Consider the following 14231-nt stretch of genomic DNA (forward strand, 5'->3'; position numbering starts at 1 on the left):
CGGACGGGACGGCGCAGATGTGACACGCGCGGATCCGCGGGAAGGCCGGCCCGGGCTATCCCCAGTCCCGCCCCTGCCGCCCTCGCTTGGTGTCCGACCGCTGCTTCTTCTCCCGCAGCCGCCGCTCATTGATCCCACGAGGAATCCGGGTCGCCCGCCGCGGCTTCGGCGGCGGCGCCGTGGCCTCCGCCAGCAGCGCCGCCAGGCGTACGGCCGCGGTCTCGCGGTTGCGCCACTGCGAGCGGTGCTCGGAGGAACGGACGGTGACGACGCCGTCGACCAGCCGGCCGGCCAGCCTGGCCAGTGCCCGCTCCTTCCACACGTCGGGCAGGGACTCGGTGCGGGCCAGGTCGAAACGCAGCTCCACCTGGGAGTCACTGGTGTTGACGTGCTGGCCACCGGGGCCGGAGGAACGCGAGAAACGCCACATGAGCTCGGCCTCCGGAAGGGAGACGGAGCCGCGGATGACGTGAGGACCGGACATGGGGTCCATGTTCCCGGCTCTGTCCGGTCCACGTCACCCGAATATCGCCTGTCCGCCCCCGGAGTGAGCTTGGGTAAAGAAAGCAAAGAAGCGGGGAACCTTCGACACCGCTCGCGGCGTTCATAGTGGTAGCTGTAGCTTCGTGCCCGTTACTTAACGAGGGAAGGGACTCCCAACAATGGCTGTAAGCCTGTCCAAGGGTGGCAACGTCTCGCTCACCAAGGAGGCTCCGGGCCTGACCGCCGTCACCGTGGGCCTCGGCTGGGACGTCCGCACCACCACCGGCACGGACTTCGACCTCGACGCCTCCGCGATCGCGGTTAACACGGAGGGCAAGGTCTACTCGGACGGCCACTTCGTGTTCTTCAACAACAAGCAGACTCCGGACCAGACCATCGTCCACACCGGTGACAACCGCACCGGCGAGGGCGCCGGCGACGACGAGGCGATCAACGTCAACCTGGCCGGCCTCCCGGCCGACATCGACAAGATCGTCTTCCCGGTCTCGATCTACGACGCGGAGAACCGCTCGCAGAACTTCGGCCAGGTCCGCAACGCCTACATCCGCATCGTCAACCAGGCCGGCGGCGCCGAGATCGCCCGCTACGACCTCTCCGAGGACGCGGCCACGGAGACGGCGATGGTCTTCGGCGAGCTGTACCGCAACGGCGCGGAGTGGAAGTTCCGCGCGGTGGGCCAGGGCTACGCGTCCGGCCTGGTCGGCATCGCGCAGGACTTCGGCGTGAACGTCTGACATCAGCTGCGCTGTGCTGGAGGCCCCTGGTCGCATGGCCGGGGGCTCCCGGCGTCCCAGGGCCCCTGGACATCGAAGTCGCCCGCCGCCCCGACCTGTCCAGCCGCTATGCCCGAGCGAAGAACAACTTGGAGCACGAGGACCCGGTCGTCGAGTACGCCTTCGGAGCGGAAGAGGCCGCCCGTACCGCGCTCCCAGCCGACGTACGGCCGGAGACCGCAAACCCTCAACTACTCTGCCCCGCATGCTCCTCACCTCCCTCCCCCTCACCCCCGACCACGACATCCCGGCGCCCCTCCTGACCGAGCTCACCGCCCTCTACGCCGCCAACCACGAGTTCTTCGCGCTCAGCGGTGACTTCCCGGACGCGGACGACATCCGGCCGGAGCAGGTGGCGACCGCGCTGGCCGAGGAGCTCGCGCATCCGGACGCGGAGGTGCTGCTGGCGCGCAGCGAGGGGCGGCTGGTCGGGGTGGCCATCACGCTCGCGCAGCATCCGGACCCCGCCGACCCGGATCCGTGGATCGGGCTGCTGATGGTGGACGCGGATGTGCACCGGCAGGGCTACGGCCGCCGGCTGGCCGCCCTCGTCGAGGACCGCTTCCGCACCGAGGGCCGTACCGCCGTACGCCTGGCCGTCCTCGACGGCAACGCCCGCGCCCTCGCCTTCTGGACCGCCCTCGGCTACGAGGTCGTCGACCACCGGACGGACCGCCAACTCGGCCGCCCCTGCACGGTGTTGCGCAAGCCGCTGGGCGAGCGGGCCTGACCGCCCTTCCTCAGGGCCGCTCCGGCTTCCCGTCCCCGTACAGCCACTCCTCCCAGATCGGGCCGAAGTCCTTGTCGGGGGCGAGGTCTTCGACGTACGACGTGAAGTCCTCGGTGTCCGCGTTGCCGTGGCGGTGGGTGGTGGGCCAGTCGCGGAGGAGGGCGCGGAAGACGGTGTCGCCGAGTCGCTGCCGGATCTTGTGGAGGACCATCGCGCCGCGCTGGTAGACGGGGCTGTCGGAGAGGTGCGCGGCGCTCGACGGCTTGCCGGGCGGGAAGTCCCAGAGGTCGTCGTAGTCGTCCTCGCCGTGTGTGTACAGCGCGTCGAAGCTGTCCTGCGCGCTGTCGCCGCCGTGGTCCTCGGCCCACAGCCACTCGGCGTAGGTCGCGAAGCCCTCGTTGAGCCACATGTCCCGCCAGGTCTTCGGCGTGACCGAGTCGCCGTACCACTGGTGGGCGAGTTCGTGGACGAGGGTCGCGGTGTCGGGGGCGCCGGGGAAGAAGGGGCGGTTCTGGGTCTCCAAGGCGTACTCGGCGTCGCCCTCGCGGTCGACGATCGCGCCGGTGGAGGAGAAGGGGTACGGGCCGAAGGTGTCCTGCGCCCACTTCATCACCGCGGGGATCTGCGCCAGGACCTTCCGGCTCGCGGCCGCCTCCGCCGGGTCGACGGCCGTGTACACGGGCAGGCCGTCGGCGGTCGTGGAGCGGTGGATGTCGTAGTCGCCGATCGCGAGGGTGGCGAGGTAGCTCGCCATGGGTTCGGCGGTGTGCCAGTGGGATGTCGTACGGCCGCCGCTGGTGCTGCTCGCGGTCAACTCGCCGTTGGAGACGGCCTGGAGGCCCTTGGGCACGGTGATCGTGAGGTCGTAGGACGCCTTGTCGGAGGGGTGATGGTTGCCGGGGAACCAGGCCATCGAGCCGGTCGGTTCGCCGAGGGCCACCGCGCCGTCCTCGGTGGGCAGCCAGCCCTCCTCGGAGCCGTCCGGGTCGGTGATCGTCTTCGGGGTGCCGGAGTAGGCGACGGTCACACGGAAGGCGCGGCCCTCGTCGAGGTCGTCGTGCGGGCGTACGGTCAGCTCCTGGCCGGTGCGGTTCCAGCGGGCCGGGGCGCGGTCGACGGTGACCTTCTCCACGTCCAGGCCGTCGAGGTCCAGGTCGAAGGCGGTCAGGTCCTGGGTGGCGCGGGCGGTGAGGGTCGCGGTGCCGGAGAGCCGGTCCGCGTCCGGGTCGTAGGCGAGGTCGAGGGCGTAGTGGGTGACGTCGTAGCCGCCGTTGCCCATCTTCGGGAAGTACGGGTCGCGCAGGCCGGAGCCGCCGGGGGTGCCGTGCACACCGCCGTCGCACGCGGTGAGCGCGAGGGCCGCCGCCAGGAGCAGGGCGGTGGGGAGGAGCGGGGCCGTGGGGAGGAGCGAGGCGGATCGGGGCACGCCCGTGATCCTATGAGGGCCCGCGTGACACCATCGCCTACGTGCTCGACATCGGCTACGCCCTCTCCAACCGCTTCCCGGACCCCCCGCAGACCGACTACCGCCGCGCTGACGTCCACGCGCTGCGGCACGACCTGTTCTGCGGGGACGTGTATCTCGCGGACACCAAGGAGGACCGGGAACTGTCCACAGCCTGGGGATGGGTGCCGGTGCTCGACTTCGCGTGGGCGCTGTGCGACATCGTGGAACGCCTCGACCGCGACCCCGCGGGCTCCCGCGCCTCCCGCCCCCAGCACGCGGAACTCGACTTCACCGAGTCCACCGACCGCATGCTCTTCGAGCGCCGCTTCGGCTGGGTGGACATCGAGGCCGACTGGATGCCGGTGGAGGAGCCGCCGCTCACCTTCTCCCACGCCGACCTGCGCCGCGAGGCCCGCGACTTCCTCCACGACCTGATCGCCGACCTGGTCGACCTGCACGAGGACCTGGGCGAGAACCCGGCGATCTGGACGCTCCAGGCACGATTCCCGAGAGTGCGGTGAGCGGAGAAGTGAGTACGGAGAGCACCGCCATCCCGGTCGACGAGGATCTGCTGCGGTCCCTGCTGCGGGAGCAGCACCCGGATCTTGCGGACTTGGACCTGGCTCACGCGGCCCGCGGCTGGGACAACGAACTCTGGCGTCTCGGGGAGGAGTTGGCGGTACGAGTGCCTCGCACGCCCCGGGCTCCGGACCTCCTCGTGAAGGAGCACCGCTGGCTGCCCGCCCTCGCCCCGTTGCTCCCGCTCCCCGTGCCCACGCCGGTCCGGCTCGGCCGGCCGTCCGCCCGCTTCCCCGCCCCCTGGACGGTGGCCGACTGGGTTCCCGGCGACCCGGCCGACCGCGTCCCTGTCACCCGCGCCGACCACGCGGCCGACGCCCTCGCGGATTTCCTGCGCGCCCTGCACCGCCCGGCCCCCGTCGACGCACCGGCGAACCCCGACCGGGGTGTGCCCCTCGCGGCGCACGCGGCCGGGGTCGACAACGCGCTGCGGACGATGGACCTCGGCGAGTTCGCCGCCGACGACGTCCGACGGGTGTGGGAGGCGGGCCTCGCCGCTCCCCTCCGGCAGGAGCCCGCGCTGTGGCTGCACGGCGACCTGCATCCCGCGAACGTCGTCGTGGCGGACGGGACGCTCGCGGGCGTGATCGACTTCGGCGAACTGTGCGCCGGAGACCCGGCGACAGACCTCGCGGCCGCCTGGCTGCTCCTCCCGGACGGCGCGGCGACCCGCTTCTTCACGTCCTACGGCACCAATGACCCGGCCCTGCTCCAGCGCGCCCGCGCCTGGGCGGTCCGCAGCGCCTTCGGCCTGATCAGCATCGGCCAGGCCGGCGAGAAGGGCCTCCCCGGAGGCAAACCGACCTGGGGGACGGCGGGGAGAGCGGCACTGCGACGGGTACTGGCGGACGACTGACGGACCTCACGCGACGGCCGACCGAAGGTCACGCGGACGACCGCGCCCCGCGGCGAGTCCCGGCACCCGTCCGACCGGCCCCGCCACGACCAGCCAACCAGCCGGCCGGAGGCCCTGAGGGCGACCGACCCTACGGCGACTCCCGGCACCCGCCCAACCGCTTCGCACGACCAGCCGACCACCGTCACGGCTCGCGCGGCGGCCGCAGGAGAGTAGGGCACCCCTTCAGCAGGACAGCTCGTGCGGGCCCGGTCCGGCACCTTCCGTCAGCCCTCCACCCGAATCCCCACCTCCGCCGCCAACACCGGTGCCAGATCGAGCAGTTGGGACGGTGTGATCACCGCCCCGGCGAGGCGGTCGATGCCGCGAGCGATCTCCAGTGACGCGGCGCCGCGCAGGTCGACGTCCTTGAGGGTCACCGCCGTGAGGTCCGCGCCCTTGAGGGCGCAGTCCACGAACTCCACGCGCTCCAGGCGGGCGCCGCCGAAGTCCGGTTCCACCAGGACGCAGCTCTCGAAGACGACGTCCTTCAGGACGGCCGTGCGCAGGTTCAGATAGTCGATCTTGCCGCCCCGGATCACGACCCGCTCCAGCGCCGCACCGTGCAGCTGCACTCCGCCGAGGCGGGCGTCGATCAGCTCGACGTCCCGCAGGGTCGACTCCGCGAGGTCGGTGCCCACGCCCCGGATGCCGGTGAGGACCGAGTCGAGGAAGCGGGCGTGGTGCAGCCGGGTCTCGTCCAGCGCGCAGCTTCTCAGCGCGCAGTCCATGAAGCGGGCCCCCGCCCCGTCCTGCCCCACGAAGTCCGTCTCCAGGAACGCCAGGCCGTCGTAGTCCCCGTCCGGCTCCAGTTCCCCTCCCCCGTGCGGCTCCAGCGGAGGCAACCGCACCTCGGGGCGCCGCGCCCCCTTCACCCTGCCCGCACCCGTCCCACGACTCACCATGCCCCCATCCTGCACCCCACCACTGACAACCCCCCTGACCTGCGCCGACAGCTCCCATGTCACATTCCGGTGCCCTCGATCAGTCATACCGACGAAGACACGACGTAGAAGCGACGCAGACACGACGAAGACGCGACCAGCGACCCCCGAAAAACAGAGGGAGACCCCAGCCATGCACCGCATCACCGTCATCGGCGGCGGCCTCGCCGGGCTGACCGCGGCGATCACCGCCGCCGAGGCGGGCGCCAAGGTCACCGTGTACGAGGCCCATCACACGCTCGGCGGCCGGGCCAGGACCGCCGAGGGGCCGTACCGCACGAACGACGGCCCGCACACCCTGTACAACGGCGGCCCGCACTGGTCCTGGCTCCAGCAGCGCGACCTCATCGGACCGCTCGCCCCGCTACCGCCCCTGGAGGCGGCCCGCCTGCGCCTGCGGCACAAGGGCGCGCTGCGCCGCACCCCGCCCTTCGCGATGCTCAAGCTGCTGCGCCACAGCGCCCAACAGGCGCCCATCGACGTGGACTTCATGTCCTGGGCCACCGAACAGGCCGGCGAAGAGGGCGCCCGCGCCGCCGCCCACTACTCCGCCGTCGCCCTCTTCCACCACGACCCGGGCGCCCTGTCCGCCGCGTTCGTGCAGGAACGGCTCCGGCGCGCCACCAGGCTGCCGCCCGAGGCGCACTACCCGCGCGGCGGCTGGGCCGGAGTCGTCGACCGGATGGCCGCCCGCGCCTGGAACCTGGGCGTCCGGATGGAGACCCTGTCCCGCGTCGACGCCCTGCCCACCGACACCCCCGTCGTCGTCGCCACCTCCCTCGACGCGGCCCGCCGACTCCTCGGCGACGACTCGCTGACCTGGCCGAGCGGCCGTACGACCCTGCTCGACCTCGCCCTGCGCACCCGGCGCGGCGACGCCTTCGCCGTCTCCGACCTCGACTCTCCCGGCTGGCTCGAACGGTTCACCGCCCAGGACCGCACCCTGGCCCCCGCGGGCGAACAGCTCCTCCAGGGGCAGATCCCCATCGCCCCGCACGAGAGCAGGGCCGACGGGATCGCCCGCGCGGAACAGCTGCTCGACCTCGCCTTCGACGGCTGGCGCGAGCGCGTCACCTGGCGGCGCGAGTCCGTCGCCAACGGCCGGACAGGAGCCGTCGACCTGCCCGGCACCAGCTGGCGCGACCGGCCCGCCGTCGACCGGGGGGACGGCGTCTATCTCGCGGGCGACCAGGTCGCGGCGCCCGGGGTGCTCTCGGAGGTCTCCTTCACCAGCGCGCTCACCGCCGTATCGCTGGCACTCGGCCGGAACGCTCTTGACCTCAAGCAAGCTTGAGGTCAAAGAGTGGGGCCCCTGACGACACAGGGAGTTCTCCTCATGCACGCCATCCGCCTGCACGCCTTCGGCCCCGCCGAGAACCTGACCTACGAGCAGACCGAGGACCCGGTACCGGGCCCCGGCCAGGTCCGTATCGCCGTACGGGCCGCCGGCGTCCACCTCCTGGACACCGCCCTGCGCGAGGGGCAGCAGGGACCGGCACCCCGGCCGACCGCACTGCCCACCGTCCCCGGCCGCGAGGTCGCCGGAGTCGTCGAGTCCCTCGGCGACTCGGTCGCCGGACTGTGGCTCGGCAAGCGCGTGGCCGCCCACCTCGGTTTCGCCCCCGGCGGCTACGCCGAACTCGCCGTCACCGAGGTCGACCGCGTCCACGAGATCCCCGACAACCTCGACTTCGCCCAGGCCGTCGCCCTGATCGGCACCGGCCGTACGGCGATGGGGATCGTCCAGTTCGCCGAGCTCGGCCCGGACTCCGTGGCCGTGATCCCGGCGGCGGCCGGAGGCATCGGCACGCTGCTCGTGCAGTACGTGAAGAACGCGGGGGCCACGGTCGTCGCCCTGGCCGGCGGCCCGCACAAGGTCGGCCTCGCCGAAAAGAACGGTGCCGACCTCGCAGTCGACTACAAGGACCCCTCATGGCCCGGGAAGGTCCGCGCCTTCCTCGGCGACCGCACCGCCACCGTCGTCTTCGACGGGGTGGGAGGAGACGTCGCCCGCGCGTGCGTCGGCCTGCTGGGCCGTAACGGGCAGCACCTCGTCTTCGGCTGGTCCGGCGAGGGCGTCAAGGACGGACAGCCGTACCTCGTCGAGGGCGTCTCCGAGCAGGTCCTCGGGCCCGTCATGGCCAAGAAGGCCGGCGGCCCCCACCCCATCCGCACCCTCGAACTGCGCGCCCTCGCCGAAGCCGCCGCGGGCCGCCTCACCCCTGCCGTACAGCGTTTCCCGCTCGCCGAGGCGGCCGCCGCGCACCGGGCGCTGGAGACCCGCGGCACAACCGGAAAGGTAGTTCTGGAGCCATGACACCCCCAGATGCGACTCGTACCGATTCATGGTCTTCTGACCAGGTGGGCGCCACCCGGGCAGGTGAAGATCCCCGCCGCTGGTGGGGCCTGGTGGTCATCGCCCTCGCGCAGCTGATGGTCGTCCTCGACGCGACCATCGTGAACATCGCGCTCCCTTCCGCACAGCAGGACCTGGGCATGTCCGACGGCAACCGGCAATGGGTGATCACCGCCTACACGCTCGCCTTCGGCGGTCTCCTCCTGCTCGGCGGCCGCATCGCCGACCTGGTGGGCCGCAAACGCACCTTCGTGATCGGCCTGGTCGGCTTCGCCGCCGCCTCCGCACTCGGCGGCGCCGCCACCGGCCCCGGCATGCTCTTCGCCGCCCGCGCCCTCCAGGGCGCGTTCGCGGCCGTCCTCGCCCCGTCCGCGCTGTCCCTGCTGACCACGACGTTCACCGACCCCAAGGAGCGCGGAAAGGCCTTCGGGATCTACGGCGCCCTCGCCGGCTCGGGTTCGGCGATCGGGTTCATCGTGGGCGGCCTGCTCACCGAGTACCTGAACTGGCGCTGGTGCCTGTACGTCAACGTGCCCATCGCCGTCGCCGCCGTCATCGGCGCCCTCGTCCTGCTGCACGACCGCCCCGGCCACACGGGCGCCCGCCTCGACGTGCCCGGTGTGCTGCTGGGCTGCGGCGGCCTGGTCGCGATCGTCTACGGCTTCAGCGAGGCCCAGCCCCGGGGCTGGAGCGACCCCCTGGTGCTGACCCTGATCGCGGGGGGCGTCGTACTCCTCGCGGCCTTCGTGTGGTGGCAGTCCCGGGCCGCCTTCCCCCTCCTCCCGCTGCACATCGTCAAGGACCGCAACCGCGCGGGCTGCTTCCTGACCATGGGGCTCGCCGTCATCGGCATGTTCGGGCTGTTCCTGTTCATGACCTACTACCTGCAGGTCGTGCTCGCCTACTCCCCCGTGCGGACCGGGCTCGCCTTCCTGCCGATGACCGCCGCGATCATCATCGGCTCCACCCAGATCTCCGCCCGGCTGATGAACCACGTCCCGCCCCGCATGCTCATGGTCCCCGGCATGGTCCTCGCCGCGAGCGGCATGATGATCCTCACCCGGATGACGGTGAACAGCTCCTACGCCACCGAGATCCTGCCCGCCCTGCTCCTCATGGGCCTCGGTATGGGCCTCACCTTCATGCCGGTGTTCTCCACCGCCACCGCGGGCGTCGCCCCGCAGGACTCCGGAGTCACCTCGGCGACCGTCAACACCTCGCAGCAGGTCGGCGGTTCGATCGGCACGGCCCTGCTCAACACCATCGCCACCACCAGCAGCACCGCCTACGTCAGCGCCCACCTGACCGACCCGTCGAAGAAGGCCCTGATCGTCAGGGAGGGCGTCGTGCACGGCTACACCGTCGCCATCTGGTGGGCCGCCGGCATCATGCTCCTGGCCGGCCTGATCGCGGGCCTGATGGTGACTGCGAAGCCACCGAAACACGAGGCTCCCGCCACCGCCGCGATCCCGGAGCCGGCCGCCTGAGCCCGGCCTCCCGGAGGATCAGTGCCGCCCGGCGACCCGGTCAGCCCACCGGGCCAGCCGGGACGACTCGGAGCTGTGGCTGGTGAGCTCCCGCCGGTCCGCCGTCCGATACGTGGCGTACATGCCCTGCACGCCCAGCCAGCGCAGCGGTTCCGGCTCCCACCTGCGCACCTTGTGACCGACCCACGGCAGTTCGGTGAGCTCGGTCCGGCCGCCCTGCCCGGAGTCCTGCTGGACCAGGTCCCGCAGGGTCCGGGCGGCCAGGTTGGCGGTGGCGACGCCCGAACCGACGTAACCGCCCGCCCAGCCGATGCCCGTCGAACGGTCCAGCGTCACCGACGCGCACCAGTCGCGCGGCACGCCCAGCACCCCCGACCAGGCGTGCTCGATCCGCGTCCCGGCCAGCATCGGGAAGAACCCGACGAGGATCTCCCGCAGCGCCTCGACCGTCTCGGCCTGCGTCCGCCCGTCGTTGTCGGTGCGCGAACCGAACCGGTACGGCACCCCGCGCCCGCCCAGCGCGATCCGCCCGTCGGCGGTGCGCTGCGCGTACATGTAGGCGTGTGCCATGTCCCCCAGCGTCTGGCGCCCCTCCCAGCCGATCACCGCCCACTGCTCGTCGGTCAGCGGCTCGGTGGCGATCATCGAGGAGTTCATCGGCAGCCAGGTCCGCTTCTGCCCCTTCAGCGCGGCCGTGAAGCCCTCGGTGCAGCGCAGCACATAGGGCGCGCGGACGGTGCCGTACGGCGTGAGAGCGTGCTTGGGCCGGATCTCCGTCACCGGCGTCTGCTCGTGGATCGTCACGCCCAGCGCCTCGACGGCCGCCGCGAGCCCCTTCACCAGCTTCACCGGATGCACCCGGGCCCCGTGCGGCGTCCACGACGACCCGACCGCGTCCGCGACCCGGATCCGCTCGGCCGTCTCCCGGGCGCCGTACAGCTCACGGTCCTTCTCGCCGTACGACAGCTCCTGCTCGTGAAAGGCCCTCAGGCGCGCCAACTGCGCGGGCGTACGGGCGACTTCGAGGACGCCGCCCTTGTGGAGCCCGGCGTCGAACCCCTCCTCGCCGACGGCCCGGGCGACCTCGTCGACGGTGTCGTTCATGGCCTTCTGGAGGCGTACGGCGGCCTCGTGGCCGTGCAGCTTCGCGTACCGGTCGCGGCCCGCGACGCCGTTGTACAGCCAGCCGCCGTTGCGCCCGGAGGCACCGTAGCCGCAGAACTTCTGCTCCAGGACGGTGATCCGCAGGAAGGGCACGGCCTTCTTCAGGTAGTACGCCGTCCACAGCCCCGTGTAGCCGCCGCCCACGATCACGACGTCCGCCGACGCGTCACCGCCGAGCGGCTCCCGCGCCTCGGGGAAGCCGTCGTCCGCGTACCAGAAGGAGATGCCGCCGTTCACGACCCTGCTGCTCATGGCCTGGGACGTTAGCCCGCCGACGCGCCCGCTGTCTCCTTCGGAATCCGTACTCTTTCCCGCCCCCTGACCAGCGGATAACACCCGAACCCGATCAGCGCCGAGGTGAAGTGCCCGAGGTCGGTGAAGGTCCGCCCGGTCACCAAAGGCACCGCGTACACGACGAGAACCGCGAACCCGTAGACGTACCGCCAGGGCGCCGGAATCCGGTACACGAGCACGGCGATCACCCCGGCCAGCGCGTAACTCACCCCGATGTCCAGGGTGTTGACCGCGGACGCGGGCGCCATCGCGTGCCGGACGCCCCACAGCAGCGCCCCCTCGCTGATCAGCGTGGCCAGTACGTGCGCCGCCGCGCACACCGCCAGCCAGCGCGCGGTCCCCAGCCACCGCTCCGCCGGCGCGTGGAAGACCGAGTACAGGACCACGTACGGCAGCCAGTGCCCGCCGTCGATCCACATCGCGCTGGAGACCAGCACCCGCACCGGATTGCTCGACAGCTCATGGATGTTGGTCGAGCGCTGCCGCAGGAACTCCTCCTCGAACTCCGGCGACATGTGGTGCAACGCCACCGTCGTCACGAAGAGGACCGCCAGCCACACATAGGTGCCGGGGGCGCTGCGGACATACGCCCACACCCTGGGGACACCCCGGTTAATTCGCATGAGTCGATTCACGCACGCCGGTAGGGTCCGGCACGTGATCGACATCCCGGAGGAACTGGCCGCGACACAGGAGCTTTACCACGGCGACCGGGGCCGGGAGTTCATCGCCGGACTGCCGACGCTCACCGAGGACTTCCTGGAGCGCTGGGACCTGAGACCGGACGGCTCCCCGATGCACGGTGTCACCGCCCTGGTCCTGCCGGTCGTCCGCCGGAGCGACGGCACCCCGGCCGTCCTCAAGCTCCAGCTCCTCGACGAGGAGAGCGCCGGCGAACCCGTCGCCCTGCGCCGGTGGGACGGCGACGGGGCGGTCCGCCTCCTCGACCACGACCCGGTCACCCACACCATGCTCCTGGAGCGCCTCGACTCCGCCCGCATGCTGTCCACCCTGCCCGGCACACGGGACGCGGTCCTCGTCATCGCCGGTCTGCTGGCCCACCTGACCGCGGGACCCGCTCCCGCCGGGATGCGCCGGCTCGCCGACATCGCGCCCGCCATGCTCGACCGGACCCCCGAGGCCCTCAAGCGCATCCCCGACCCCCAGATCCGCCGTACCGTCGCCGACTGCGCGGCCGCCGTACGCGAGGTCATGGACGAACCCGGCGACCGGCTCCTGCACTGGGACCTGCACGACGAGAACGTCCTCGGCGCGGACCGCGCCCCCTGGCTCGCCATCGACCCCAAACCCCTCGCCGGCGACCCCGGGTTCGAACTCTGGCCCGCCCTCGACAACCGCTTCGACGCCGACGAGATCACCTGGCGCTTCGACGCCATGACCGACATCCTCGGCCTGGACCGCGCACGCGCGCGTGCCTGGACCCTGGGACGGCTCCTCCAGAACGCCCTCTGGGACATCGAGGACGGCCGCCCCCTCGAACCCCGCCAACTCCACATCGCCCACCGCCTGCGCACCCACCGGAGCCGACAGCCGTGATCCGCCCCGCCACCCCCGCCGACATCCCCGCGATCCACACCCTGATCCGCGAACTCGCCGACTACGAAAAGGCGTTGGACGAGGCGAAGGCGACCGAGGCACAACTCCACGAAGCCCTCTTCGGCCCCCGCCCCGCCGCCTACGCCCACGTCGCGACCGACACCACGGACACGGTGGTCGGCTACGCGATCTGGTTCCTCAACTTCTCCACCTGGCGCGGAGTCCACGGCATCTACCTGGAGGACCTCTACGTCCGCCCCACCGCCCGCGGCGCCGGCCACGGCAAGGCCCTCCTCACCCAACTCGCCCGCATCTGCGTCGAGCGCGGCTACCAGCGCCTCGAATGGTCCGTCCTCAACTGGAACACCCCCGCGATCGACTTCTACGAATCCCTCGGCGCCCGCCCCCAGGACGAATGGACGGTCTACCGCCTGACCGACGAGGCCCTCACCAAGGCCTCCGGCATCTCCACCCGCTGAAGGGCTTCGGCACCGCCGAGTTCACCAGCTGATCGCCGCCCCCACCGGGCGATGGTCGCTGCCGGTCGCCGGCAGTACCCAGGAACTCGTCGGCTCCACCCCACGCACCAGGATCTGGTCGATCCGCGCCACCGGGAACTTCGCCGGCCAGGTGAAACCGAACCCGTCCCCGGCCTCGTCCTGGACCGAACGCAGCCGCGAGGTGAGGCCGGCGAAGGCGCGGTCGTCCATGGTGCCGTTCAGGTCGCCGAGCAACACCACCCGCCCGTTCGGCTCGGCGGCGACGGCCCGGGCGAGCGCCTTCGCGTTACGGTCCCGGCTGTCCGTCCAGAACCCGGCCCTGGGCATCACCCGCACGGACCCCAGGTGAGCCACGTACACCGCCAGCGAACCCCGGTCCGTGACCACCGTGGCACGCAACGCCCGGTTGGAGGGCAGCTTCTCGGCATCCGACTTGGCTGCGCCCAGCGGCCCGGCGTCCATCGCGGTGTCGACCGCCCGGACGTCCGACAACGGCGGCCTGCTCCACAGCCCCACCGTGCCCAGCACCACGTGGTACGGATACGCCCTCGCCAGAGCCCTCTCGTACACCGGCACCGCCTGCGGGGTGATCTCCTCCAGCCCCAGCACGTCCGCCCCGGAGGCCGCCAGGTCCCGAGCCGTGCCCACCGGGTCGGAGTTGCCGGCGCCGACGTTGTGACCGACCACGACGAGATCACCGCCCGACTGGGACCTGTCACCGAGCAACCCCCCGAAAAGGCTCAGCCACACCGTGACCGGCAACAGCAACGCGACCACCGCGGACACGGACCGACGCCACAACGCCCCCGCCAGCAGCACCGGCACCAACAGGCCGAACCACGGCAGGAAAGTCTCCACCAGACTGCCGAGACCGCCGTAGTCCGTGATCTCCGCGTGCAGCAGCATGAGCAGACTGAGCAACAACGCCGACGCGACGAGCACCGGGCCGCGCCTCCAGAGACCGGGGCGGAAGCCGGCACGGACGATCCGGCGGACGCGCC

At 71.8% G+C, this 14231-nt stretch carries 15 protein-coding genes; 9 read left to right on the top strand and 6 right to left on the bottom strand.

Going from position 1 to position 14231, the window contains the following annotated elements:
- Positions 1 to 55: 55 nt before the first annotated feature.
- Positions 56 to 484, bottom strand: a complete 429-nt coding sequence (arfB, locus tag ABZT02_RS30605) for an alternative ribosome rescue aminoacyl-tRNA hydrolase ArfB (RefSeq protein WP_356023132.1) — start codon at positions 482 to 484, stop codon at positions 56 to 58.
- 178 nt (positions 485 to 662) lie between these two features.
- Here arfB and ABZT02_RS30610 point away from each other — a divergent pair, with 178 nt between their 5' ends.
- Positions 663 to 1238, top strand: a complete 576-nt coding sequence (locus tag ABZT02_RS30610) for a TerD family protein (RefSeq protein ID WP_057608635.1) — start codon at positions 663 to 665, stop codon at positions 1236 to 1238.
- A 244-nt stretch (positions 1239 to 1482) separates the two neighbouring features.
- Complete coding sequence (locus tag ABZT02_RS30615; RefSeq protein ID WP_356023136.1) at positions 1483 to 2007, top strand: GNAT family N-acetyltransferase; 525 nt, start codon at positions 1483 to 1485, stop codon at positions 2005 to 2007.
- A 10-nt stretch (positions 2008 to 2017) separates the two neighbouring features.
- Here ABZT02_RS30615 and ABZT02_RS30620 read toward each other — a convergent pair whose 3' ends face one another.
- Positions 2018 to 3433 (bottom strand): M1 family metallopeptidase, encoded by a 1416-nt coding sequence (locus tag ABZT02_RS30620; protein ID WP_356023138.1) that lies wholly within the window; start codon positions 3431 to 3433, stop codon positions 2018 to 2020.
- A 41-nt stretch (positions 3434 to 3474) separates the two neighbouring features.
- Between ABZT02_RS30620 and ABZT02_RS30625 the strand changes: the two genes are divergently transcribed.
- Both ABZT02_RS30625 and ABZT02_RS30630 read left to right on the top strand, forming a co-directional pair.
- Positions 3475 to 3975 carry a hypothetical protein gene (locus ABZT02_RS30625; RefSeq protein ID WP_356023140.1) on the top strand — a complete coding sequence of 167 codons (501 nt, stop codon included), beginning with the start codon at positions 3475 to 3477 and terminating at the stop codon, positions 3973 to 3975.
- Between the two features lie 8 nt (positions 3976 to 3983).
- Positions 3984 to 4889: a phosphotransferase gene (locus ABZT02_RS30630; protein WP_356023143.1), complete on the top strand. Its 906-nt coding sequence runs from the start codon at positions 3984 to 3986 to the stop codon at positions 4887 to 4889.
- 266 nt (positions 4890 to 5155) lie between these two features.
- Here the strand turns inward: ABZT02_RS30630 and ABZT02_RS30635 are convergent, their stop codons facing one another.
- On the bottom strand, positions 5156 to 5833 hold the full coding sequence (locus ABZT02_RS30635) for a pentapeptide repeat-containing protein (protein WP_356023145.1): 678 nt from the start codon (positions 5831 to 5833) through the stop codon (positions 5156 to 5158).
- A 172-nt stretch (positions 5834 to 6005) separates the two neighbouring features.
- Between ABZT02_RS30635 and ABZT02_RS30640 the strand changes: the two genes are divergently transcribed.
- The 3 genes from ABZT02_RS30640 to ABZT02_RS30650 are packed head-to-tail and all read left to right on the top strand — an operon-like array spanning position 6006 to position 9715.
- Entirely contained in the window at positions 6006 to 7166 is a 1161-nt protein-coding gene (locus tag ABZT02_RS30640; protein ID WP_356023147.1) for an NAD(P)-binding protein, read from the top strand.
- 42 nt (positions 7167 to 7208) lie between these two features.
- On the top strand, positions 7209 to 8189 hold the full coding sequence (locus tag ABZT02_RS30645) for a zinc-binding dehydrogenase (protein WP_356023150.1): 981 nt from the start codon (positions 7209 to 7211) through the stop codon (positions 8187 to 8189).
- Between the two features lie 44 nt (positions 8190 to 8233).
- Positions 8234 to 9715 (top strand): MFS transporter, encoded by a 1482-nt coding sequence (locus ABZT02_RS30650; RefSeq protein ID WP_356023152.1) that lies wholly within the window; start codon positions 8234 to 8236, stop codon positions 9713 to 9715.
- Between the two features lie 18 nt (positions 9716 to 9733).
- On the opposite strand, the gene ABZT02_RS30655 is transcribed toward ABZT02_RS30650, so the two are convergent.
- Together ABZT02_RS30655 and ABZT02_RS30660 are read right to left on the bottom strand one after the other, a co-directional pair.
- Positions 9734 to 11131: an FAD-dependent oxidoreductase gene (locus ABZT02_RS30655; RefSeq protein WP_356023155.1), complete on the bottom strand. Its 1398-nt coding sequence runs from the start codon at positions 11129 to 11131 to the stop codon at positions 9734 to 9736.
- 11 nt (positions 11132 to 11142) lie between these two features.
- Positions 11143 to 11796 carry a rhomboid-like protein gene (locus ABZT02_RS30660; RefSeq protein ID WP_356023157.1) on the bottom strand — a complete coding sequence of 218 codons (654 nt, stop codon included), beginning with the start codon at positions 11794 to 11796 and terminating at the stop codon, positions 11143 to 11145.
- On the opposite strand from ABZT02_RS30660, the gene ABZT02_RS30665 reads away from it, so the two are divergent.
- Both ABZT02_RS30665 and ABZT02_RS30670 read left to right on the top strand, forming a co-directional pair.
- Complete coding sequence (locus ABZT02_RS30665; protein ID WP_356023160.1) at positions 11795 to 12730, top strand: aminoglycoside phosphotransferase family protein; 936 nt, start codon at positions 11795 to 11797, stop codon at positions 12728 to 12730. The two genes, ABZT02_RS30660 and ABZT02_RS30665, sit on opposite strands and share 2 nt — an antisense overlap.
- Positions 12727 to 13209: a GNAT family N-acetyltransferase gene (locus ABZT02_RS30670; protein ID WP_356023162.1), complete on the top strand. Its 483-nt coding sequence runs from the start codon at positions 12727 to 12729 to the stop codon at positions 13207 to 13209. Before ABZT02_RS30665 ends, ABZT02_RS30670 begins: the two co-directional genes overlap by 4 nt.
- 21 nt (positions 13210 to 13230) lie before the next feature.
- On the opposite strand, the gene ABZT02_RS30675 is transcribed toward ABZT02_RS30670, so the two are convergent.
- Positions 13231 to 14217 (bottom strand): endonuclease/exonuclease/phosphatase family protein, encoded by a 987-nt coding sequence (locus ABZT02_RS30675; RefSeq protein WP_356023418.1) that lies wholly within the window; start codon positions 14215 to 14217, stop codon positions 13231 to 13233.
- Positions 14218 to 14231 lie beyond the last annotated feature (14 nt).

Source organism: Streptomyces sp. NPDC005402 (assembly GCF_040606575.1).
Classification (GTDB): domain Bacteria; phylum Actinomycetota; class Actinomycetes; order Streptomycetales; family Streptomycetaceae; genus Streptomyces.